This window comes from Pseudomonas vlassakiae (assembly GCF_014269035.2).
Lineage (GTDB): Bacteria > Pseudomonadota > Gammaproteobacteria > Pseudomonadales > Pseudomonadaceae > Aquipseudomonas > Aquipseudomonas vlassakiae.
This window is the reverse complement of record NZ_JABWRP020000021.1, coordinates 15,865-39,600: the sequence shown is the minus strand read 5'-3', so window position 1 is coordinate 39,600 and position 23,736 is coordinate 15,865. Positions and strand designations below refer to the sequence as shown.

Here is a 23,736-nt window from a genome sequence, read left to right as displayed (position 1 = left end):
GCAAGTGAGACCGTGTTCGCGCAGATGGGTTGCCCGACCGGTACACTGTGGCCAGCCGAACCCTGGGGCGCGAAACAGCCCCACAGCCTCAGGAATTGCAATGTCGCAACTGACCACCGACTGGCAGCACCGCCCCACCCACCGCAGGGTATGGGCGCTGGCCGCGCCGATGATCCTCTCCAACATTTCGGTACCGCTGGTGGCCTTGGTCGACAGCACCGTGATCGGCCACCTGCCCCACGCCCACCAGCTCGGAGCGGTGGCGGTGGGCGCCACGCTGTTCACGTTCATGGTTGGCTTGATGGGTTTCCTGCGCATGGGCTCCACTGGCTTCGCTGCACAGGCCGCCGGGCGTGCCGATGGCACGGCGCTGCGTCAGGTACTGGTGCAGGGGCTGCTGCTGGCCGTGGCCTTCGCGCTACTGATCGGCCTCCTTGCCCTGCCCTTCAGCCAGCTGGCCCTGCACGCCATGCAACCGAGCGAGGCGTTGCAGCAAGCCACCGAAGCCTTTTTCCATACCCGGTTGCTCGGCCTGCCGGCAGCGCTGGCCAGCTATGCGCTGGTCGGCTGGTTCCTGGGCACACAGAACGCTCGCGCGCCACTGGCGATACTGCTGGCCACCAACCTGCTGAACATCGCCCTCAACCTGTGGTTCGTGCTGGGCCTGAACTGGGGCGTGCTGGGTTCGGCACGGGCCTCGGTGGTCGCCGAATGGTGCGCTGCGTTGCTCGGCCTGGCCCTGACCCGCCCAGCCCTTCGTGCCTACCCCGGGCAGATCGCCTGGACTGCGCTCAAGCGCTGGCAGGCGTGGCGGCCATTGCTGGCGGTGAACCGCGACATCTTCCTGCGCAGCCTGGCGTTGCAGTTGGTGTTCCTGCTGATCACCGTGCAGGGCGCACGCCTGGGTGAAGCCACGGTGGCGGCCAACGCCCTGCTGCTCAACGGGCTGCTGCTCACCGCCTACGCCCTCGATGGCCTGGCGCATGCCGTAGAGGCGCTGTGCGGGCATGCCATTGGTGCGCGGGACCGGGATACCTTACGCCGCTCGCTGGTGGTGGCCTGTGGGTGGTCGTTGCTCACCAGCCTGGGGTTTGCCGGCGTGTTCCTGCTGGGCGGGCATCTGTTCATCGACTTGCAGACCAATATCGATAGCGTGAGGGCGGCGGCTTACCCGTACCTGCCGTATCTGGCGCTGCTGCCGTTGATTGCGGTATGGAGCTACCTGCTCGACGGGCTGTTCATCGGCGCGACCCGGGCACGGGAGATGCGCAACACGATGGTGCTGTCGGTGCTGATTGCGCTGCCCTTGGGTGTGGTCATGAGCGGGTTTGGCAACCACGGGTTGTGGCTGGCCTTTCTCGGGTTCATGGCGTTGCGGGCGGTGACGTTGGGGTGGGTTGGGTGGCGGCTGCAGGAACGAGGGCGCTGGATTCAGTAATGCCGGGGGCCGCTTTGCGGCCCTTTCCGAACGGTCCGGCGTACGCCGATCAATGTGGGAGCGGCCTTGTGTCGCGAAATGAGGGCGAAGCCCTCACCTGCAGACTTACAACCACACACAATCCCAATGTGGGTAATCGCCTGCACGTTCAACCAATCCAGCGCGAATAGGATTGGCGATGATGTACCTGGCCACAGCCTTAACATCTTCTTCGCGACGTAAGGCCCGGTCATGAAAACTGGATTGCCAGATATGACGCCGGTCCGCGCCGGCCCTGTAGAGCGCACAGCTGCTTCGCGACTTGAAAGCGCACATCAGGTCACTTAGCCCGACGTCATGCAACTCGATCAACCAATGCAAATGATCCGGCATGAGCACCCAGGCTAGAGACCGGCACGCCTTGTCTTCATCACTTTTGCGCAGTTGCTGCACAACGGCTCTGGCAAAGTGAAGATTACAGAACAGCGGGATGCGATTTCGTGTGTTGGTTGTAACGAGGTAAAGACGTCCGGATTCGGACCAGCACCCTCGCCGCAATAGATTGGAGCTGGGACTCTCCATGTCGCTCTCCTTTGAACATTGCGTTCAAAGGTAGACGCAGTGCGGCTGTGCCCTCTGAGAGGTTCATTACCGAGTGTGAATTCGGTGAGGGCTTCGCCCTCATTTCGCGACGCAAGGCCGCTCCCACAAGAAAAGCCATACAGCTTTTGCAGGAGCGGCCCCGGCGATCACGAGGAGAGGTAGGAAGAACGCGTCAGCCCCAGGCGCAGCGCATCGAGGAACTGGGTCCGTTCACGCGCAGTGATCTTGGCGCTGGCCACCTTGTCGCGGTAATGCGTCATCAACTCCTCCGGTGACAGGTGCACGTAGCGCAGCATGTCTTCGATGGTGTCGTGGGTCTCGATACCGGCGTGGTACACGCTGCCATCGGCGTTCTGGTAGATGTTCACCGAGTCGGTGTCACCGAACAGGTTATGCATGTCGCCCAGGATTTCCTGGTAGGCGCCGACCAGGAACACACCCAACAAGTAATCCTCGCCTTCCTTGACTGCATGCACCGGCATGCTGGTCTCGATGCTCTGCTCGTCGACGTACTGGTTGATCTTGCCGTCGGAGTCGCAGGTCAGGTCCTGCAGTACCGCACGACGCATCGGCTCTTCGTCCAGGCGGTGCAGCGGGATGATCGGCAGTACCTGGCCGATGGCCCAGGTGTCCGGCAGGCTCTGGAACACCGAGAAGTTGCAGATGTACTTGTCGGCCAGCTTGTCGTTGAGCTCGTCCAGCACCTGGCGGTGCGAGCGCTGGCGGGCCTTCAGCGAGTTGTGCAGGCGGCGGCACACGGCAAAGTAGCACTGCTCGGCCAGGGCCTTCTCGGCCAGGCTGATCTTGCCGTCGGCATACTGCGCCGCCACATCGCCCATGTAGTGGGTGGCGCGCCAGTAGGTTTCGGTGACCATTTCGATATCGGTCGGGCCAAGCAGGTCGACCAGCCATTGCACGGTCTCTGGCAGGGCTTCCTTGTTGTCGATGGTCGGCACGTCGTCGTTGTGCTTCTCGACGTCGGTCACCTGGATCACCAGCATCGCGTGGTGCGCGGTCAGCGAGCGACCGCTCTCGGAGAAGATGTGCGGGTGCGGCAGGCCCTGCGCGTCGCAGAACTCCTTGAGCATGCCCACCACCACGCCGGCGTAGTCGTCCATGTCGTAGTTGATCGAGCTGGCGTTACGCGAGTGGGTACCGTCGTAGTCGACGCCCAGGCCGCCGCCGACGTCGATGTGGTCGACCGGCAGGCCCAGCGCACGCAGCTCGCCGTAGTAGCGAATGGCTTCCTTGAAACCGTGCTGGTAGTCGGCCAGGTTGGCGATCTGCGAACCCATGTGGAAGTGCAGCAGGCGGATGCCCTGGTCCAGGCCTGCATCGCGGAAGCGCTGCACCACCGAGATCAGCTGGGCGGCGGACAAACCGAACTTGGATTTCTCGCCCCCGGTGTCGGCCCATTTGCTCGACGCCAGCGACGACAGGCGCACGCGCAGGCCTACCTGTGGCTTGACCTTGAGATCGGCGGCCTCATCGATCACCAGCGCCACTTCCGACTCTTTCTCGATGACGATGAACACGTTATGGCCGAGCTTCTGGCCCATCAGCGCCAGGCGGATGAATTCGCGGTCCTTGTAGCCGTTGCAGACGATAGTGCCGCCTTTCGGCGCCAATGCCAGCACCGCCAGCAGCTCAGGCTTGGAACCGGCTTCAAGGCCGATCGAGACGTTCTGCGTGGCGATGATGTTTTCCACCACCGCTTCCTGCTGGTTGACCTTGATCGGGTACAGCGCGGTGTACTGGCTCTGGTATTCCAGGCGCGCGATGTTGGCATCGAAGGCACCGGTCAGCTGGCGCACGCGGTCCTGCAGGATGTCGGGGAAGCGCACCAGCAGCGGCAGCGACAGCCCGCTCTGACGCAGCTCGTCGACCTGCTCGAACAGGTCGATCGGCGCGCTGCTGGGGCCGTTGGGGCGCACTTCGACGCGCCCGGCTTCATTGATGGCGAAATAACCAGCGCCCCAATGGCGGATGCCATAAACACTGCGGCTGTCGGCCACGGTCCATTGGCTACCATCGTCTTTGCGTGTGCGTCGTACGGACATTGAAGTCCCCTATAGATAAGTCGAAGACACTGCCCCGCAAGGAGGCGGGCGCAGTGTAAAAGCCGAAAATGACGATTCGTCCGTGCCCTGGGTAGACCCAGATCACGGGAACGAGTTTAGAAAGCGTTGGGCAAAAAATCGCCTGGGCGTATCAGCCGCCGGACTTTTTCGCCTTGAAGCCCTGCTTGATCAGCTCAGCGATCAGCAGCTCGACATGGTCGCCCTGGATCTCGATGACCCCATCCTTCAGCGCTCCGCCTGTACCGCAACGGCGCTTGAGGGTGGTGGCCAGCTCCTTGAGCTGGTCGAGCGGCAGCGGCACGCCGGTGACGGTCGTCACGGTCTTGCCGCCACGCCCCTTGCTTTCACGACGCACACGGGCGATGCCGTCACCTTCAGGGATGACGTGCTGCTTGCAGATGCAGGCGTCCACCGGCTGGCCACAATCGGGGCAGTGCCGACCGGCATCGGTGGAGTAAACGAGACCGCCAAGGGCGGCGAAGGAAGAAGCTTTCTTGGCCACTTTTGTTCCTCTGTGCTGAGGACAAAAACTGGTCGTGCCTTAAGGTTGAGGCCGACCGCGAAGCCCCACTCTGGCAGGGGCGGCGCTACTGCTGCAGGAACTGCGGCAGCCCGAAAAGGGCGCGCAGTGTAACGATAAATCAGGCCCTTGCTAAGTAGCGGAATGCGCCATTTTGCGAATGTTTTGCGACCTTGGCGCCGCTGTGCGGCCCGTGCTTCATTCCAGGCCGGCCTTGTAGCGCTGCAACGCCGCCAGCGAGTCCGGGCAATAAGGCTTTATCAGGCTTTCTTGCTCGGCCTGTTCAAGGCTGACGAATTTCGCCTCGATCACTTCCTCCGGCTGCAATCGCAGGGGGGCATCCGACACGGCCGAATACACCGCGCACCACAGGTGGTTGTCCGGCATATCAAAATAGAACCGCTCATGAAAGCGCAGTTCGACGCCTTCGATCCCCAGTTCTTCAGCCAGCTCGCGGGCAGCCGAATCGTCATAAGCCTCCCCTGCCGTCACCATGCCACCGGCCGCCACGTCCCAATAACCTGGGTACAGTGCCTTGCTCAGGGCACGCCGGTGCACACACAGCTCACCGGCACTGTTGAACAACAGGATGAACGTGCAGCGGCCGATCAGGCCACGCTCGCGCAGCTCGGCCCTGGGCAGCGCGCCAAGTACCTGGTCGGCTTCGTCGACCCAGGTGACCAGCTCACGGTCGGAAGCCGCCCGGTGGGCGGCCTCGTTGGCGCTGATCGCCATGCTCAACCCTGCGACAGCAGCTGACGCAGGTCGATGACCGCAGCGTTGGCCCGGGAAATGTAGTTGGCCATGACCAGCGAGTGGTTGGCCCACATGCCGAAGCCGCTGCCATTGAGCACCATCGGGCTCCACAGCGGCTCCTGCGAGGCTTCCAGCTCACGGATGATCTGGCGCACGCTGACGGTGGCGTTCTTCTTCGCCAGCACGTCGGCGAAGTCGACTTCGATGGCTCGCAGCAGGTGCGACAGCGCCCAGGCCTGGCCACGGGCTTCGTAGAACACGTTGTCGATCTGCAGCCATGGGGTTTCCACCAGTTCTTCATCCACCTGTGGCGCCTGGCCGGCAACGACCGACTCGGTCTTCAGGGTGGTGTTGAGCTTGACCCGTCCAACGCTGGCCGACAGGCGCTGCGACAGCGAACCCAGCCGGGTGGCCACGTCACCCAGCCAGTTGTTCAGGTTGTCGGCACGGGTATAGAAGATCGCGCCCTTGTCGCCAGCGGCCAGACGGGTCTGGTAACGGGTCAGCGACTTGATGCCCTCTTCGAATTCCGACTCGCTCGAAGGCAGGATCCAGCTCTTGTTATCGAAGTTGAAGCGCGGCTCGGCCTTGGCCAGGTCGGCATCTTCGGTGGACTGCGACTGCGAACGGGCAAAATCCTTGCGCAGGGCACGGGACAGGTCACGCACCTGCACCAACACGCCGTACTCCCAGCTCGGCATGTTGTCCATCCACAGGCCCGGCGGGAAGCGGTCGTTGGAAATGTACCCGCCCGGCTTGTTCAGCAAGGTGCCGGCCACGGTCTTGAGGGTTTCGATGGTGGTGTAGCCGACTACCATCTGCTGGCCGCTGCGCTCAGCGGCGGCCTGGGCATTCTGCTGTACCGGGAACAGCTTCGGCTCCTGGCTCCAGTACCAGCCCAGGCCGATGCAGACCAGCAGGTACAACCCGATGAGGGTTCCCAGGGCTCGGCTCCACAGCCCGCCAAGGTAGCTACGGGCTGCGGCGCCGCGGCCATCCACACGCTCGCGGGGCTCGGCTTTGGCCTCGCGGTTTTTCCAGTCCAGCATGGCTTTGTCCTTAATCAGTCACGACGGTTCAGGGCTTGGACCACAGGCCAGCGCCAGGGTGCCACGGCAAGCCCGCGTCGCAGCACTATAAAGCAGACACTGCCGTACGCATAAGCGACCAATGAGTCAGTAACTGAATATTCGTTCGCCAGCCTTTGTTGATGCGGCGCACGTACGGGGGCAAAAAGTGGTGCTAGCATAGAGCCATCATCGAACCTGCATAGCCCACTGACAAGTAGCCAGGACATGACCCAAGCCGCGGAGCCGAGCCAGGAGCGCCTATCGCAGGAGCTCGAACAGCTGTTGCAGCGCCTGTCGCGCACGCGCCTGCGCCATGACGACCAGCCCGATCAGCTGGAGCTGCCCGCCGCACGCAAACCGGTCTACCTGCTGCTGCACGACCACGAGCGTGCCGAGCGCCTCGCCCAGCAGCTGGAATTCTTCGGCCTGAGCGCGCAGCCGCAGCCTTGCGCCAGTGCGTTTCTGGCATCGCTGGCCGAACAGCCTCCGGCCGCCATCGTCATGGATGTCGACTTCGCCGGCCCCGGTGCTGGCTTGCCATTGGCCGCGCTGGCGCAACGGGGCCAGGCGCAACCCATACCGTTGCTGTTCTTCAGCCTGCACGAGGCCGATACGCCGACCCGCCTGGCCGCAGTGCGCGCCGGTGGCCAGGCGTTCCTGACCGGTACCCTGGAAGCCTCCAGCCTGCTGGAAAAGCTCGAAGCCATGACCAGCCACGCACAGCAAGACCCCTTGCGCGTGCTGATCGTCGACGACTCCCGCGCCCAGGCCCTGCATACCGAACGGGTACTGGCCAGCGCCGGGATGCTGACCCGCAGCCTGAACGACCCGATCCGCGCCATGGTCGAGCTCGCCGATTTCCAGCCCGACCTGATCATCCTCGACCTCTACATGCCGACGTGCTCGGGCCCGGAGCTGGCCAAGGTGATCCGGCACAATGACCGTTACGTGAGCGTGCCGATCATCTACCTGTCCGCCGAGGACGACCTGGACAAGCAGCTCGACGCGATGAGCGAGGGTGGCGACGACTTCCTGACCAAGCCGGTACGCTCGCGACACCTGATCACCACCGTGCGCAACCGCGCCGCCCGCGCCCGCCACCTCAAGGCCCGCATGGTCCGCGACAGCCTGACCGGGCTGTACAACCACACGCACATCCTGCAATTGCTCGAAGACTGCAGCTACCGCGCCCGACGCGAGCGGCAACCGCTGAGCTTCGCCATGCTCGACATCGACCACTTCAAGAAAATCAACGACCGCCATGGCCACCCCATGGGCGACCGGGTGATCAAGAGCCTGGCGCTGTTCCTCAAGCAACGCCTGCGCAAGACCGACTTCATTGGCCGCTATGGTGGCGAGGAGTTCGCCATCGTCATGCCCAACACCTCGCTGGAAGCCGCGTACAAGGTGCTGGACGAGATTCGCCGGCGCTTTGCCGAGATCCTGTACCCGGCGCAGCCGGAAGATCTGCGATGCACCTTCAGTGCCGGGGTGGTGCAGCTGGAGGATGAGCTGGATGCATTGAGCATGGCCAGCACGGCGGACGAGGCGTTGTACCGAGCCAAGCATGCCGGGCGTAACTGCGTGGTCCGGGTCGAACCGTAACCGTCGCCAGCAATAGCTCAACGCCATCATCGTCATCACCTGGTAACAAATTCGCCATAAATTCAGGCACCTATCTCTCGACTCCCCCGCAGGAAGTTCGCGGCTATGCGCCTGAAGTGGCTGACCAATTTCAACACCCTGTTGCTGGTGACCGTCTGCATCGCCCTGGGTGCGACCCTGTGGTGGTCGCAACGCGCCCTGGAGCGGCCCTATCAGTTGATGGAGCGCTACCTGGGCCTGTCGCAGCAGTTTCAGAACCAGGCTGCGCGCAATATCCAGGCTTACCTGGGCAGTGGCGATGCCTTGCGCCACGCCGCGGCCGTCGAGGCCAACAAGCAGCTCGAAGCCTCATTGACCGACTGGCCGCCAGCACTCGCCAGCAGGCTGCGCCCGAGCCTGGGCACCTTGCAGGCCTTCACCGCCAACGAACTGCTAGCCGCCGGCAAGCTGGCCGGCGACCCGCAGGCGCTGCTGCTGCAGGCCGAGCGCGAACTGGGTGCCAACTTCGAACAGCTGACCGCCTATGCCCGCGACAGCGGCAACAGCGAAGCCAACCGCTACCTGGTGCCATTGCTCGACGCCAGCGTGCATCTGGGCCGGTTGTCGCTGGCCCGGGACAAACTGGTCAGCAGCGGCCGCGCCGAACTGGCCGACGAGGTCGAGCGCGAACTGCAACTGATCCGCAACCAGGCGCAAATCATCGACGGCCTGCCGCTGCTGGGCGTGACCCGAGCCGCCGCATCCGGCGCCGACGACTTCGCTGCCATGATGGGCCTGGAGTCCCAGGCCGATGGGCAACAGGAAGACGTGGCGGTCAGCCTCAAGCGCGAGTTGCAAAGCCTGCTCAACCGCTATCCCGCCGAGCTGCAACGCACCCGCGAACAGATCGAGCGCCGCACTGCGCTGGCCGCCAGCACCAACCAGCGGCTGGAAGCCGTGCAACAGGCCATCGCCGGCCTGGAGCCGGAAGTGCGCGGCCAGCACGCGAAGATTGCCAGCGAAGTGCGCAGCATGCAGGCGCTGATGATCGGCCTGATCCTGCTCATCGCCTTGCTCGTCGACACCTTGCAACGGCGCCTGGCCCGCACCCTGACCAGCCTGGCGCCAGCCCTGTCGCGCTGGGCCGAAGGCAACTTTGCCGAGCCTGTCGTGCTGGGCAAGACCAACCGCGAGCTGCACGATATAGCGGAATCGCTCAACCGCCTGCGCCACTACCTGGTGGAGCTGGTCGGCACCATTCGCCACAACGCCGAGCAGGTCGCCGGCAGCAGCCACGCCCTGGCCGGGATGAGTGCCGCCCTGCACGACGGCGCCGAGCGCCAGGCCGGCGACACCGGGCAGATTCGCGATGCGCTGGGCGAGCTGGAAGCGACCATCCAGCAAGTGGCCGGCGACGCCAGCTCCGCCGCCGATGCCAGCCGCGATGCCGGGCGTGCGGTGGAACAGGGCCAGGCGGTGATCGGCCAGAGCCTCTCGGGGCTGCGGGCGCTGGTCGACGAGGTGCAGGGCAACGCGCGGATGATCGAACAGCTGGCCGAGGAATCGGCGACCATCGGCGGGGTGTTGACGGTGATTCGTTCCATCGCCGAGCAGACCAACCTGCTGGCATTGAATGCCGCCATCGAGGCCGCCCGTGCAGGCGAGATGGGCCGTGGCTTCGCGGTGGTGGCCGACGAGGTACGCTCACTGGCGCAGCGCACCACGGGGGCTACCGGTGAGATCCAGGCACTGATCGACCGTTTGCAGCAGGCGGCGCGGGAGTCGGTGGCCGGCATGCGCACCCAGCTCGAACACGCCGAAACCACCGCCAACCAGGCCCAGGCCGCCGATGGCGCGCTGGATGAGATCGTCAGCGCGATCCGCACGATCGCCGATACGGCGGTACGCATTGCCGACCTCACCGCGCAACAGACTGGCGCGGTGAGTGAGATTCGTGACCATAGCGAGCGGATTCACGCGTTGGGTGAAGACAACCTGCAGCGCATTGGCGAAGGGCGTGAGCAGGGTGAGCAACTGCTGAGCCTGGGCGGAGAGCTGAGCAAGGCGGTGCGGGCCTTCAGAGTCTAGCAGGCATACGCTATACATGTGGGAGCGGCCTCGTGTCGCGAAAGGGGTGCGAAGCGCCCCCAGGATTTGTGTATCACAGCTGATATTGCCGGGGCCGCGTTGCGGCCCTTTCGCGACACAAGGCCGCTCCCACAGGTTCGGTGCACGCTTCAAGGTTGCAAGCGGCCTTGTGTCGCCGTCCCTTTCAACCTGCGCCAACTCCGTTATCATGCGGGCACGTTCCACCTCGCGAGTCCGCCATGCGCCGCCTGTTTTTCCTGCTTTTCCTGCTGCTGGCCAGCCCTGCCTTCGCTTCAGGCCTGCTCGACAACCGCCCCAGCGCCACCCTCGGCGCCGCTTCGTTGTCCAACAATGCCGATTTCCTGCCGGTGCACGAGGCTTTCAAGCTCAGCCTGGTGCAGGCCGACTCGCAAACCCTCAAGCTGCGCTTCGTCGCCACCGACGGTTACTACCTGTACCGCCATCGCTTCAACTTCCGCACGGAACCGGCGGACATCGCCCTGGGCGCGCCGAACATCCCCAAGGGCGAAGCCAAGCATGACGAGTTCTTCGGCGACGTCGAGGTCTACCACGGCGTGCTCGACATCGAGATCCCACGCACCGACGCCCGCGCCTTCACCCTGCTGGTGGGCTATCAGGGCTGCGCCGACAAGGGTCTGTGCTACCCACCGGAAACCGCGCGCCTGAACATTGATGGCGAAGCTCCCGCTGCTGGCGCCGCCGTGCCTGCAGGCAGCGAACAGGGCTGGAGCTGGAGGTCACTGCTGCTGTTCTTTCTCGCCGGGGTCGGCCTGACCTTTACCCCTTGCGTGCTGCCGATGCTGCCGATCCTTTCAGGCGTGGTCCTGCGGGGCCAGGTCGGCGGCCTGCGAGGCCTTGCGCTGTCGCTGGCCTATGTGCTGCCGATGGCCGCCAGCTTCGCCGGGCTCGGCGCGCTGATGGGCCTGTTCGGCGCCGGCCTGAACCTGCAGGCACGCCTGCAGTCGGCCTGGGTACTGGTGCCTTTCGCGTTGTTCTTCGTGGTGTTCGCCCTGGCCATGTTCGGCCTGTTCGAACTCAAGTTGCCCCAAGCCCTGAGCAACCGCCTCAACAACGTCGCCAACCACACACGAGGCGGCTCGCTGCTGGGTGCGGCCGTGCTCGGTGTGCTCTCCAGCCTGCTGGTCTCACCCTGCGTGTCGGCGCCGCTGGCCGGTGCCTTGTTGTACATCAGCGCCAGCGGCGATGCGCTGGGCGGTGCGCTCAAACTGTTCGCCCTGGGCCTGGGCATGGGCGCCCCCTTGCTGATGATTGCCACAGGGGGAGCAGCCTGGTTGCCGAAGAGCGGCCCTTGGCTGAATACCGTGAAGAACGCTATCGGCGTCTTGCTGCTGGGCCTGGCCATCGCTCTGCTCAGCCGCGTGCTGCCGGGGCCGGCGACCTTGTTGCTGGTAGGTTTCCTGGCAGCTGGGGTGGCGCTGTTCCTCGGTGCCCTGGAATTCGTGGTCAAGCCACCACGCCAGCGCCTGTCACAACTGGTGGGCCTGGCGTTGCTGGTGTATGCGTTGGCCTGCTGGTACGGTGCGCTGAGCGGCCAGGGCGACCCGCTGCGCCCATTGCCGTCCCCCGCCGCCGCCACAGTCAGCGGTGCGGTGCCCAAGGCCGATGCCTGGCAAACCGTCACCTCCCCGGCCGCACTGGACGCAGCCCTGGTCGAGGCCAAGGCGGCTGGCCAACCGGTGCTGCTGGACTGGTACGCCGACTGGTGCATCAGTTGCAAGGTGATCGAACACGACGTGCTCAATGCGCCGCAGGTCCAAGGGCAATTGAGCGGCTTCAAACTGCTGCGCTTCGACATCACCGAAAGCAGCGCCGAGCAGCGCACGCTGCTTGACCGCTATCAACTGTTCGGCCCGCCTGCGCTGCTGTTCTTTGCGGCGAACGGCAGCGAAATGACCAGCGATCGGGTCGTTGGCGAGATAAACGCCGGCGAATTTGCGCAGATTCTGACGCGCGTTCGCGGCAAACTCGGTCTATAACTTTCCGCGTGCCGGGCATTTTCTCCAAATGAGTGACCAGATTTAATTATCTGGTCACATACTTCGCGCGAACCTCGGGCAACGTGCTGGCTATTGCCGGGAACTGGACACTTGCTGTCGCTTTGCGGCACACTCGCCGCGCTGTGTCGAATTGCCCTACAAATCCAAGGAAACCGCAGATGGCAACCCTACTGGTGCTTCACGGCCCCAACCTGAACCTGCTCGGGACTCGCGAACCAGGCCACTACGGTGCCGTGACCCTGGCCCAGATCAACCAGGACCTGGAACAGCGCGCCCGTGCCGCTGGCCACCATTTGCAGTACCTGCAGAGCAATGCCGAGTACGAACTCATCGAGCGTATTCATGCCGCACGCAACGAGGGTGTGGACTTCATCCTGATCAATCCGGCTGCTTTCACCCACACAAGCGTCGCATTACGTGACGCATTGCTCGCGGTGAGCATCCCATTCATCGAAGTGCACCTGTCCAACGTGCACAAACGCGAACCGTTCCGTCACCACTCCTACTTTTCAGATGTTGCCGTAGGAGTGATCTGCGGCCTGGGCGCCAGCGGTTATCGCCTGGCCCTGGAATCCGCGCTGGAACAACTGGCTGCCAACGCACAGCCCTGATAACGAAAACCCTGGCCTCAGTGGGCCGGGGTTGAAGAGAAACGTTCAGATACGTTTTTAAATTTCGCCCCCTGACCGAACCTTTGGGAGTTGATGATTAATGGATATCCGTAAAGTCAAGAAACTGATCGAGCTGCTGGAAGAGTCTGGCATCGACGAGCTGGAGATCAAGGAAGGCGAAGAGTCGGTCCGTATCAGCCGCCACAGCAAGACCCCGGCTGCCCAGCAGTTCTACGCACCTGCTCCAGTAGCCGCCGCGCCTGCCGCTGCTCCGGTTGCCGCTGCTGCGCCTGCCGCCGAAGCCGCTGCTGCCGCTCCCGCCCTGAAAGGCACCGTGATCCGTTCGCCGATGGTCGGTACCTTCTACCGCAAGCCTTCGCCGACCTCGCCGAACTTCGCTGAAGTGGGCCAGAGCGTGAAGAAAGGCGACACCCTGTGCATCGTCGAAGCCATGAAGATGATGAACCACATCGAAGCCGATGTTGGCGGTGTCATCGACGCCATCCTGGTGGAAGACGGCCAGCCGGTTGAGTTCGACCAGCCGCTGTTCACCATCGTTTGAATCGCGGAGAGCCAACGATGTCTGGGAAGCTCGAAAAAGTCCTGATCGCCAACCGTGGGGAAATTGCCCTGCGCATCCTGCGTGCCTGCAAAGAGCTGGGCATCAAGACCGTCGCCGTGCACTCCACGGCCGACCGTGAACTGATGCACCTGGGCCTGGCAGACGAGTCGGTCTGCATCGGCCCTGCATCGTCCAAGGATTCCTACCTGCACATCCCGGCGATCATCGCTGCCGCCGAAGTCACCGGCGCCACTGCGATCCACCCGGGTTATGGCTTCCTCGCGGAAAACGCCGATTTCGCCGAGCAGGTGGAAAAGTCCGGTTTCGCCTTCATCGGCCCGAAAGCCGACACCATTCGCCTGATGGGCGACAAGGTTTCGGCCAAGGACGCGATGATCAAGTCGGGCGTGCCAACCGTACCGGGCTCCGATGGCCCACTGCCGGAAGACGAAGAGGTCGCCCTGGCGATCGCCCGTGACGTCGGTTACCCGGTGATCATCAAGGCCGCCGGTGGCGGTGGTGGTCGCGGCATGCGCGTGGTGCACAAGGAAGAGGACCTGATTGCCTCGGCCAAACTCACCCGGACCGAAGCCGGTGCCGCCTTCGGCAACCCGATGGTCTACCTGGAGAAGTTCCTGACCAACCCACGTCACGTGGAGGTTCAGGTTCTGTCCGACGGCCAGGGCAACGCCATCCACCTGGGCGACCGTGACTGCTCGCTGCAGCGCCGCCACCAGAAGGTACTGGAAGAAGCCCCGGCCCCAGGTATCGACGAGAAGGCCCGTCAGGAAGTCTTCAAGCGTTGCGTCGATGCGTGCATCGAGATCGGCTACCGCGGTGCCGGTACCTTCGAATTCCTGTACGAGAACGGCCGTTTCTACTTCATCGAAATGAACACCCGCGTGCAGGTTGAGCACCCGGTGTCGGAGATGGTCACCGGTATCGACATCGTCAAGGAGATGCTGAGCATCGCCGCTGGCAACAAGCTGTCGTACCGCCAGGAAGACGTGGTCATCCGTGGCCACTCGCTGGAGTGCCGGATCAACGCCGAAGACCCGAAGAAGTTCATCCCGAGCCCAGGCAAGGTCAAACACTTCCACGCTCCGGGCGGCAACGGCGTACGCGTCGATTCGCACCTGTACAGCGGCTATTCGGTTCCGCCGAACTACGACTCGCTGATCGGCAAGCTGATCACCTACGGCAAGGACCGTGACGAAGCCATGGCGCGCATGCGCAATGCCCTTGACGAGATCGTCGTCGACGGCATCAAGACCAACATCCCGCTGCACCGCGACCTGGTGCGTGATGAAGGTTTCTGCAAAGGCGGCGTGAACATCCACTACCTCGAACACAAACTGGCCAACCAGGAGTGATCGCGTTAGCGTGATGCAGCAAAACCCCGGACTGGTTCCGGGGTTTTTTATTGCCTGCCTTCAGAGATGTGCGCCTATCAGATCGAGCGCCGCCCAGCCTACCCTTTCATCCGCGGCATTTCGATCCGGTGCTCATGCACCCGCCGATACAAGGTCGCCCGCGATATCCCCAAGGCCCGCGCCGCTTCCGCCGGTATCCAGCGGTGCCGTATCAAGGCATCAAGCAGCAATTGCCGGGCTTGGCTCGATACCCCGGCATCAGCCGCAGGCACGGCATCGCCCCGCACCTCCGGCGGCAGACTCTCCAGGCACACCTGCCCGCCTTCGCTGACCGCGCAGGCATAGCGCAACACCTGCCGCAGCTGGCGCAAGTTGCCCGGCCAGCGGTAAACCAGCAGCGCCTGCAACGCATCGTCGCCCAGCACCACATCGACGCCGCAAGCCTCGGCCTCTTCAGCCAGCAACCGATGAATCAGCCCCAACCGGTCCTCCCGCTCGCGCAGCGGCGGCAACTCGAAGCGGGCATTGGCCAAGCGGAAATACAGATCCTCACGAAAACGCCCTTCACTCACCAGGGTGGCCAGGTCGCGATGAGTCGCACAGATCACCTGGATATCCACCCGCTCGCGCCGCGCAGCCCCCAGTGGCGCCACTTCACCTTCGGCCAGCACCCGCAGCAGGCGGGTCTGCAGGTTCAGCGGCATGTCGCCGATCTCGTCGAGGAACAAGGTGCCGCCATCGGCCTGCTGCAGCAGCCCCTGCATACCTTTGCTCGACGCACCGGTAAACGCCCCGGCGACATAACCGAACAGTTCGCTCTCGATCAGGCTCTCGGGAATGGCGGCACAGTTCAGGGTGACGAACGGCCCGTCACGGCGCTGGCTCTGCTGATGCAACTGGCGGGCGAAGACTTCCTTGCCGGCCCCGGTCTCGCCCTGCACCAGCACCGCCAGGTGGCAATCCTTGACCCTTGTGGCCAACCGAAGGTGCTGCTCGATGCGTGCATCCTGTGCTTGCTGCAAGGGTTGCACCCGGCCCCGTCGCTGAGGCGCGCTGACCCGCCCGTACAACCCGCCCCACCCGGGCAGGCGCTGGGCCGAAGCCTCGTTGGCGCGGCGCAGCTGGCCCATGTCGAACAGTTCACCGATGTGCTCAGGCAGACGCCCGTGCTGCGCCAGCAAACGCGCGCGGGCCAGGCTGTTGATCGCCTGCAGGCGGCCGTCGGCATCCCAGGCCAGCAGGTAGTCAGGCTGGCTCTCCACATAACCCGGCGTGCCGTGGGCGCGCATCACCCAGTGGCCTTGGGCGCTGTGCATGAAAAAGGCGTTTTCGATCTCCCGTGCAGTCTGCTCCACCAGCTGCAGGATCAGGTGCTGGCTGCGGCGGTCGTCAGGCGATTGCAGGGCCGACACATCCACCACGCCAAGCAGCTCGCCCTGCGGGTCGAATACCGGCGCCGCCGTGCAGGTCAGGCCGATGAACGCGGCGCGAAAGTGATCGCGCTTGTGCACAGTGACCGGCGCCTGGCTGGTCAACACCGCCGCCACGCCGCAGGTGCCCTCCTCGCCTTCCGACCAGCAGGTGCCCAGGTACAGGCCGGCCTTGCGGCAGTCGTTGCGGATGGCTGATTCGACCCGGTAATCGATGGTACGCCCCAGCGCATCGGTCAGCAGCACGCAATAGTCGGCACCACGCACCCGTGCATGCAGGCGGGCCACCGCGTCGCTGGCAATGCGCAGGAACAGTTCAGCGCGCTCGCGGCACTCGTTGAGCAGGCTTTGGGAGAGGATACGCGGCCCTTGCTGGGACCCAGGATCAAGACGGTAGAGCTCCATGGAACGGCGCCAGGAATCGAGGATCAGCGGCGGCACCGGCGCCTGGGGCAGGCGGTCGGCGTTCTTCAGCACCCGGCTGACGCAATCGACATGGGCTCGGGAGTTCGCGGCAAGCATGAGGCCTCCGGTTCCTGTTTGTTCTTGTCGTTGTGCGGCCATTAAGCGCCTGACGGCCGGTGCAAACAAGCACTGTGTGATTACCGGCGGGCGTGAGACGCAGCGTCTCAGGCGCCCGGCAAACACCCGGCAATACTGGCACGCAGCGTCTCAGGCAAGGCCCTTGGCAGCCTCGCCCTGTAGCGCTCTAACCCATCTGGCACGGGCCTTCCGGGGTCTGTGTAGAAAGCTGGCACCCAGCTTGCTCAAGCCTTGGGCAAACAAGAACACGAGGTGTGCCATGCCGCATCCCGCCCCGACCATCGGGATCATTGCCAACCCTGCTTCCGGCCGCGACCTGCGCCGCCTGACCAGCAACGCCGGGCTCTTCTCCAGCACCGACAAGGCCTCGGTCATCCAGCGCCTGCTCGCCGCCTTCGGCGCCACCGGGGTGGCCGAGGTGCTGCTGCCCACCGACATGACCGGTATCGCCGCCGCCGTGCTCAAGGCCAGCCTTGGCCCCGTGGCGCAGGACCAGCACTGGCCGCGCCTGGTACTGCTCGACCTGCCATTGAGCCAAACGGTCAGCGATACCCGTCTGGCTACCCGGCACATGGTCGAGCGCGGCGTGGCGATGATTGCCGTGCTGGGCGGCGACGGCACGCACAAGGCCGTGGCGTCCGAGGCTGGAGACACACCGCTGCTCACCCTGTCCACAGGCACCAACAACGCCTTCCCGGAACTGCGCGAAGCCACCAGCGCCGGCCTGGCTGGCGGTTTGCTCGCGGGTGGCCTGGTTCCGGCCAGCATCGGCCTGCGTCGCAACAAGCGGTTGCTGGTGAAAGTGCCGCAGCAACGGCTGTGTGAATGGGCACTGGTCGAAGTGGCAGTGTCGCCACAACGTTTCATCGGTGCCCGCGCGCTGAGCCGCAGCGAAGACCTCAGCGAAGTCTTCGCCTGCTTCGCCGAGCCCCACGCCATTGGCCTGTCGGCGCTCTGCGGCCTGTGGCAACCGGTGGCTCGCCATGAACCCTACGGCGCCTGGGTACGGCTGAACCCCGGTGCCGACCAAGCCTTGCTCGCGCCACTGGCCCCCGGCCTGCTGCAAGGCTGCGGTATCACCGCCAGCGGCCTGCTCAGCCCGGGGGTAGCGCACCGCCTGAGCCTCGCCGCCGGCACCCTGGCCCTGGATGGTGAGCGCGAGATCGAGTTCGCCGAACACGACACCCCGACCATCACCGTCGACCTGCAAGGCCCGCTGACCGTCGACGTCGAGGCTGTGCTGGCCCATGTCGCCCGTCATCACCTGCTGGCCGTCCCGCGCGGCCATCGGCTGCACCCTGCAACCCCGTGTTGAGACAACCCTGGAGAACAACAAGATGTCCACTCACCTCAGTTCAGAGCAATTGCTGCATGCCTATGAAGTGATGCGCACCATCCGCGCCTTTGAAGAACGCCTGCACGTGGAGTTCGCCACCGGCGAGATACCCGGCTTCGTCCACCTGTATGCCGGTGAAGAAGCCTCCGCCGCCGGGGTCATGGCGCACCTGCGCGACAGCGACTGCATCGCCTCGACCCACCGCGGCCACGGCCACTGCATCGCCAAGGGCGTCGATGTGTACGGCATGATGGCCGAGATCTACGGCAAGAAGACCGGCGTGTGCGGCGGCAAGGGCGGTTCGATGCACATCGCCGACCTGGAAAAAGGCATGCTCGGTGCCAACGGCATCGTCGGTGCCGGTGCGCCCCTGGTGGCCGGTGCCGCCCTGGCGGCGAAGATCAAAGGCAATGACAACGTGGCCGTGGCCTTCTTCGGCGACGGTGCCTCCAACGAAGGCGCGGTGTTCGAGGCGATGAACCTGGCTTCGATCATGAACCTGCCATGCATCTTCGTCGCCGAGAACAACGGCTACGCCGAAGCCACCGCCTCTACCTGGTCGGTGGCCTGCGACCACATCGCCGACCGCGCCGCCGGCTTCGGCATGCCGGGGGTGACCATCGACGGCTTCGACTTCTTTGCCGTGCATGAGGCTGCCGGCGCCGCCATCGAGCGTGCTCGCGCCGGGCAGGGCCCGTCGCTGATCGAGGTCAAGCTCAGCCGCTACTACGGCCACTTCGAAGGCGATGCCCAGACCTACCGCGCCCCGGACGAAGTGAAGAACCTGCGCGAGTCCCGCGATTGCCTGCTGCAGTTCCGCAACAAGACCACCCGTGCCGGCCTGCTGCAGGCGGCGCAACTTGACGCCATCGACGCCCGAGTCGACGACCTGATCGAGGACGCCGTGCGCCGCGCCAAGGCCGATCCCAAGCCGCAGCCCGCCGACCTGCTCAGCGACGTCTACGTCAGCTACCCCTGAGCCCGGACAACAAGAACAACAGGAGAACCACCATGGCTAGAAAAATCAGCTACCAGCAGGCCATCAACGAAGCCCTGGCCCAGGAAATGCGCCGCGACACCAGCGTGTTCATCATCGGCGAAGACGTTGCCGGTGGCGCCGGCGCCCCCGGTGAAGACGACGCGTGGGGTGGCGTGCTCGGCGTCACCAAAGGCCTTTATCACCAGTTCCCGGGGCGGGTACTGGATGCGCCGCTGTCGGAAATCGGCTACGTCGGTGCCGCCGTCGGCGCTGCCACCCAGGGCCTGCGCCCGGTGTGCGAGCTGATGTTCGTCGACTTCGCCGGCTGCTGCCTGGACCAGATCCTCAACCAGGCCGCCAAGTTCCGCTACATGTTCGGCGGCAAGGCAGTCACCCCGCTGGTGATGCGCACCATGTACGGCGCCGGCCTGCGCGCCGCTGCCCAGCACTCGCAGATGCTCACCTCGCTATGGACCCACATCCCCGGCCTGAAGGTGGTCTGCCCGTCCTCGCCGTACGACGCCAAGGGCCTGCTGATCCAGGCGATCCGCGACAACGACCCGGTGATCTTCTGCGAACACAAGCTGCTCTACAGCATGCAGGGCGAGGTGCCGGAAGAGCTGTATACCGTGCCGTTCGGCGAGGCCAATTTCCTGCGCGACGGCGACGATGTGACCCTGGTGACCTACGGGCGCATGGTCCACGTGGCCATGGAAGCCGCCAACAACCTGGCCCGCCAGGGCATCGACTGCGAAGTGCTGGACCTGCGCACCACCAGCCCGCTGGACGAGGACAGCATCCTTGAAAGCGTGGAGAAGACTGGCCGCCTGGTGGTGATCGACGAAGCCAACCCGCGCTGCTCGATGGCCACCGACATCAGCGCCCTGGTTGCGCAAAAGGCCTTCGCCGCGCTCAAGGGCCCGATCGAGATGGTCACCGCCCCGCATACCCCAGTGCCGTTCTCCGATGCCCTGGAAGACCTGTACATCCCTGACGCGGCGAAGATCGAAGCGGCCGTGCGCAAGGTGATCGAAGCTGCAAGGAGTGCCGCATGAGCCAGATCCATACCCTGACCATGCCCAAGTGGGGCCTGTCGATGACCGAAGGCCGGGTCGACGCCTGGCTCAAGCAGGAGGGGGACGAAATCAGCAAGGGCGACGAAGTGCTGGATGTCGAAACCGACAAGATCAGCAGCAGCGTCGAAGCGCCGTTCAGCGGCGTGCTGCGCCGCCAGGTGGCGCGACCCGACGAAACACTGCCGGTCGGCGCGCTGCTGGCCGTGGTGGTGGAAGGTGAGGCCGAGGAGTCGGAGATCGACGCCGTGGTGCAACGCTTCCAGGCCGAGTTCGTCGCCGAGGCTGGCGCCGACCAGGCCCAGGGGCCGGCACCGCAGAAGGCCGAGGTGGCCGGGCGCCTGCTGCGCTGGTTCGAGCTGGGTGAAGGCGGCACGCCGCTGGTGCTGGTGCACGGTTTTGGCGGCGACCTCAACAACTGGCTGTTCAACCACCCGGCGCTGGCGGCCGAGCGTCGGGTCATCGCCCTGGACCTGCCGGGGCATGGGGAGTCGGCCAAGGCCCTGGCAAAAGGTGACCTGGATGAATTGAGCGAGACCGTGCTGGCCTTGCTCGATCATCTGCACATCGCCAAGGCCCACCTGGCCGGGCACTCCATGGGCGGCGCGGTCTGCCTGAATGTGGCGCGCCTGGCACCGCAGCGGGTGGCCAGCCTGAGCCTGGTGGCCAGCGCCGGGCTGGGCGAGGCGATCAATGGTCAGTACCTGCAAGGTTTCGTCGCCGCCGCCAACCGCAATGCGCTGAAGCCGCAGATGGTGCAGCTGTTCGCCGACCCGGGGCTGGTAACCCGGCAGATGCTCGAGGACATGCTCAAGTTCAAGCGCCTGGAAGGCGTGGATCAAGCCTTGCGCCAGCTAGGATCGGCGCTGGCCGACGGTGACCGTCAGCGGCATGACCTGCGTGGCGTGCTGGGGCAGCATCCGACGCTGGTGATCTGGGGGGCCGAGGACGCGATCATTCCGGCGGCGCATGCCGAAGGGGTCGAGGCCGAGGTGCTGGTAGTGCCAGGCGTCGGGCACATGGTGCAGATGGAGGCGGCGGAGCAGGTCAACCAGAGGCTGCTGGAATTCCTGCGCAAGCACTGACAACTTTCTACCGCTTGCTCTGGCCTCTTCGCGGCGGTTCGACGCTTCGACAAACCCGCTCCTGCAGGTACCGCGCCGCCTTTGGATGCGGCGCCAATCCTCAGGGAGCGGGCTTGCCCGCAAGAAGGCGACGCGGTCTACCGCACCTGCTCTACAAACCCACCGCACTCGCGTAAACTGCCAGGCTTCGCGCAGCCTCGGGCTGCCCCTGTCAGATTTACCAAAGGTGCCCGCCATGCCTTGGCTGCAAGTACGCCTGGCCATCAGCCCGGAACAAGCCGAAACCTACGAAGACGCCCTGCTCGAAGTGGGCGCCGTATCGGTCACGTTCATGGATGCCGAAGACCAGCCGATCTTCGAACCCGACCTCAACACCACGCCGCTGTGGTCGCATACTCATTTGCTGGCACTGTTCGAAGCCGACGCCGAGCCGGAAGCGGTATTCGCCCACCTGCGCTTGCTGACCGGTGCCGAGCTGCCCGAGCACCAGGCCGAGGTGATCGAGGACCAGGACTGGGAGCGCAGCTGGATGGACGGCTTCCAGCCAATGCGCTTCGGCCAGCGCCTGTGGATCGTGCCGAGCTGGCACGAGGCCCCGGACCAGGACGCGGTCAACCTGCTGCTCGACCCAGGCCTGGCCTTTGGCACCGGCACCCACCCGACCACCGCGCTGTGCCTGGAATGGCTCGACGGCCAGCAGCTGCAAGGCACTCAGGTACTGGACTTCGGCTGCGGCTCGGGCATCCTCGCCATCGCGGCCCTGCTGCTGGGCGCGCGCGAGGCGGTCGGTACCGACATCGACGTGCAGGCCATCGAAGCCTCGCGCGACAATGCCCAGCGCAACGGCATCGCCGACGAAAAGTTCGCGCTGTACCTGCCCGAGCAGATGCCGGCGATGCAGGCCGACGTGCTGGTCGCCAACATTCTCGCTGGCCCACTGGTGTCGCTGGCGCCGCAGCTGTCCGGCCTGGTTCGCCCAGGTGGCCTGCTGGCCCTGTCGGGCATCCTCGCCGAACAAGGTGAGGAAGTGGCTGCCGCCTACGCTGCCGACTTCGACCTGGACCCGATCGTCGTACGCGACGGCTGGGTGCGCATCAGTGGTCGGCGCCGCTAAGCGGGCCTAGAATAATTCACTGCACAGCTCCCGGATCGCCGCATGACCGACAGTTTCGTCACCCAGTGCCCGCATTGCCAGACCAGCTTTCGCGTCACCCATCACCAGTTGAGCGTGGCTCGCGGCGTCGTGCGCTGCGGTCACTGCCTGCAGGTGTTCAATGCGGCCAAGCAGTTGCTGGAACAGAACCGTGCCGCAGCCAGCCCTGCGCCCGTTGTTCCACCGCCAGCGGTGGTCGAGCCGGTCGTTGCGCCTGAACCGGCCGTCAGCGAGCCGCCGCCGGTAACCAAAGAAGACTGGGCCATGACCGCCCAGGCTCTGGATGATCTCGATCTTGACCAGGAGCTGGCGCGCCTTGAACGCCGTGGCGAGCCGACCGAACCGCGTGCGGATATCAAGGCCAATGCCTTGCAAGCCCGCCGCGACGAGCCGGCTGCCGACGAGCATGGCGACGAACTGTTCGGCACCGCCACCGACGAACCCTATGAGCCTCATGAAGCCCAGGCTTCGACCCCGGTGCTGCTGGATGAACAGCCGCTGGAGCCTGAACCCGGTGATCGCCACGAGCCGACTCTTGGCGGCAACCTGGACCTCGACCTCGACGAGGAACCGACAACGCAGCGCGTAGCTGAACCTGAACCGGTTGAGCGCTTCGAAGATCCTGACGATATCATTCACGAAAAAGGCCTCAGCGCCCGTGATGACGACGACACCGACCTCCACCTGTCGGCCCGCGATGACGACCCGCTCGAGCCGCTGCCGGGTGAACGCCTGGAGCCCGGCTTTGGCGCCAAGCCAGAGCGCCCGTCACGCAAGGAACCGTTGGTCGATGTTGTCGACGACCCGCTGCAGCTGGGGTGGGAAAAACCCCGGCCCAACTGGGGCAAGCGCCTGTTGTGGAGCTTCCTGACCTTGCTGGCCGCTGGCCTGCTGGCATTCCAGTACGTGTGGTTCCACTTCGACGAACTGGCCCGCCAGGACCAGTACCGTCCGATCTTCCAGCAACTGTGCCCGATGTTCGGCTGCCAGGTGCCGACCCGCGTCGATATCGGCCGGATCAAGAGCAGCAACCTGGTGGTGCGCAGCCACCCGGACTTCAAGGGCGCCCTGATCGTCGATGCGATCATCTACAACCGCGCACCGTTCGCCCAGCCGTTCCCGCTGCTGGAGCTGCGCTTCGCCGACCTCAACGGCCAGCTGATCGCCAGCCGTCGGTTCAAACCCAGCGAATACCTGTCGGGCGAACTGGCCGGGCGCGGCGAAATGCCGAGCCAGACGCCGATCCACATTGCCCTGGATATCCTTGACCCAGGCCCCAAGGCCGTGAACTACAGCCTCAGCTTCCGCTCCCCGGACTAAGCCCGCTGCCACATGGGGGCGCGCTGACCAAAGCAAATGACATAAGCCGACAGCTGTACAGAATTTATCCAAATCCTTCTTTATCCGGTCACCGAGAGCGGGTATCATGCCAA

General features: G+C 64.7%; 19 protein-coding genes. 13 read left to right on the top strand and 6 right to left on the bottom strand.

Annotated elements, in window-relative coordinates; translation table 11 throughout:
- The first annotated feature begins 100 nt into the window (after nt 1-100).
- Complete coding sequence (locus HU738_RS22245) at nt 101-1,438, top strand: MATE family efflux transporter (RefSeq protein WP_186604134.1); 1,338 nt, start codon at nt 101-103, stop codon at nt 1,436-1,438.
- Nucleotides 1,439-1,543: 105 nt separating this feature from the next.
- On the opposite strand, the gene HU738_RS22240 is transcribed toward HU738_RS22245, so the two are convergent.
- From HU738_RS22240 to HU738_RS22220, 5 genes are all read right to left on the bottom strand, one after another.
- Entirely contained in the window at nt 1,544-1,999 is a 456-nt protein-coding gene (locus tag HU738_RS22240; protein ID WP_186604137.1) for an REP-associated tyrosine transposase, read from the bottom strand.
- A gap of 167 nt (nt 2,000-2,166) precedes the next feature.
- A complete protein-coding gene (speA, locus tag HU738_RS22235) occupies nt 2,167-4,080 on the bottom strand; it encodes an arginine decarboxylase (protein ID WP_176509642.1) in 1,914 nt (637 codons plus the stop codon).
- Between the two features lie 151 nt (nt 4,081-4,231).
- Nucleotides 4,232-4,603: a translation initiation factor Sui1 gene (locus tag HU738_RS22230; protein ID WP_054886854.1), complete on the bottom strand. Its 372-nt coding sequence runs from the start codon at nt 4,601-4,603 to the stop codon at nt 4,232-4,234.
- Nucleotides 4,604-4,819: 216 nt separating this feature from the next.
- Complete coding sequence (locus HU738_RS22225; protein WP_176509644.1) at nt 4,820-5,356, bottom strand: NUDIX hydrolase; 537 nt, start codon at nt 5,354-5,356, stop codon at nt 4,820-4,822.
- Nucleotides 5,357-5,358: 2 nt separating this feature from the next.
- Nucleotides 5,359-6,426 carry a DUF2333 family protein gene (locus tag HU738_RS22220; RefSeq protein WP_054886852.1) on the bottom strand — a complete coding sequence of 356 codons (1,068 nt, stop codon included), beginning with the start codon at nt 6,424-6,426 and terminating at the stop codon, nt 5,359-5,361.
- 246 nt (nt 6,427-6,672) lie between these two features.
- On the opposite strand from HU738_RS22220, the gene HU738_RS22215 reads away from it, so the two are divergent.
- The 6 genes from HU738_RS22215 to accC all read left to right on the top strand — a co-directional run bounded on the left by HU738_RS22215 (nt 6,673) and on the right by accC (nt 14,704).
- Nucleotides 6,673-8,052 carry a diguanylate cyclase gene (locus HU738_RS22215; protein ID WP_186604139.1) on the top strand — a complete coding sequence of 460 codons (1,380 nt, stop codon included), beginning with the start codon at nt 6,673-6,675 and terminating at the stop codon, nt 8,050-8,052.
- 105 nt (nt 8,053-8,157) lie between these two features.
- Nucleotides 8,158-10,119: a methyl-accepting chemotaxis protein gene (locus tag HU738_RS22210; protein ID WP_186604141.1), complete on the top strand. Its 1,962-nt coding sequence runs from the start codon at nt 8,158-8,160 to the stop codon at nt 10,117-10,119.
- 239 nt (nt 10,120-10,358) lie between these two features.
- Complete coding sequence (locus HU738_RS22205; RefSeq protein WP_186604143.1) at nt 10,359-12,137, top strand: protein-disulfide reductase DsbD; 1,779 nt, start codon at nt 10,359-10,361, stop codon at nt 12,135-12,137.
- A gap of 179 nt (nt 12,138-12,316) precedes the next feature.
- Nucleotides 12,317-12,769: a type II 3-dehydroquinate dehydratase gene (aroQ, locus tag HU738_RS22200; protein WP_027920816.1), complete on the top strand. Its 453-nt coding sequence runs from the start codon at nt 12,317-12,319 to the stop codon at nt 12,767-12,769.
- A gap of 100 nt (nt 12,770-12,869) precedes the next feature.
- Complete coding sequence (gene accB / locus HU738_RS22195) at nt 12,870-13,331, top strand: acetyl-CoA carboxylase biotin carboxyl carrier protein (RefSeq protein WP_054886848.1); 462 nt, start codon at nt 12,870-12,872, stop codon at nt 13,329-13,331.
- Nucleotides 13,332-13,348: 17 nt separating this feature from the next.
- The gene (accC, locus tag HU738_RS22190; RefSeq protein ID WP_054886847.1) at nt 13,349-14,704 is read left to right on the top strand and encodes an acetyl-CoA carboxylase biotin carboxylase subunit; all 1,356 of its coding nucleotides are present in this window, start codon (nt 13,349-13,351) and stop codon (nt 14,702-14,704) included.
- Between the two features lie 98 nt (nt 14,705-14,802).
- Here the strand turns inward: accC and HU738_RS22185 are convergent, their stop codons facing one another.
- Complete coding sequence (locus HU738_RS22185; protein WP_186604145.1) at nt 14,803-16,656, bottom strand: sigma-54-dependent Fis family transcriptional regulator; 1,854 nt, start codon at nt 16,654-16,656, stop codon at nt 14,803-14,805.
- A gap of 280 nt (nt 16,657-16,936) precedes the next feature.
- Here HU738_RS22185 and HU738_RS22180 point away from each other — a divergent pair, with 280 nt between their 5' ends.
- From HU738_RS22180 to HU738_RS22155, 6 genes are all read left to right on the top strand, one after another.
- Complete coding sequence (locus tag HU738_RS22180; protein ID WP_186604147.1) at nt 16,937-17,992, top strand: NAD(+)/NADH kinase; 1,056 nt, start codon at nt 16,937-16,939, stop codon at nt 17,990-17,992.
- 22 nt (nt 17,993-18,014) lie between these two features.
- Nucleotides 18,015-18,992, top strand: a complete 978-nt coding sequence (locus HU738_RS22175; RefSeq protein WP_186604149.1) for a thiamine pyrophosphate-dependent dehydrogenase E1 component subunit alpha — start codon at nt 18,015-18,017, stop codon at nt 18,990-18,992.
- Nucleotides 18,993-19,024: 32 nt separating this feature from the next.
- Entirely contained in the window at nt 19,025-20,047 is a 1,023-nt protein-coding gene (locus HU738_RS22170) for an alpha-ketoacid dehydrogenase subunit beta (protein WP_186604151.1), read from the top strand.
- Nucleotides 20,044-21,150 carry an acetoin dehydrogenase dihydrolipoyllysine-residue acetyltransferase subunit gene (locus HU738_RS22165; RefSeq protein ID WP_186604153.1) on the top strand — a complete coding sequence of 369 codons (1,107 nt, stop codon included), beginning with the start codon at nt 20,044-20,046 and terminating at the stop codon, nt 21,148-21,150. Before HU738_RS22170 ends, HU738_RS22165 begins: the two co-directional genes overlap by 4 nt.
- 235 nt (nt 21,151-21,385) lie before the next feature.
- Nucleotides 21,386-22,264: a 50S ribosomal protein L11 methyltransferase gene (prmA, locus tag HU738_RS22160; RefSeq protein ID WP_054886842.1), complete on the top strand. Its 879-nt coding sequence runs from the start codon at nt 21,386-21,388 to the stop codon at nt 22,262-22,264.
- A 42-nt stretch (nt 22,265-22,306) separates the two neighbouring features.
- Entirely contained in the window at nt 22,307-23,623 is a 1,317-nt protein-coding gene (locus HU738_RS22155) for a DUF3426 domain-containing protein (RefSeq protein ID WP_186604155.1), read from the top strand.
- The last annotated feature ends 113 nt before the right edge of the window (nt 23,624-23,736 follow it).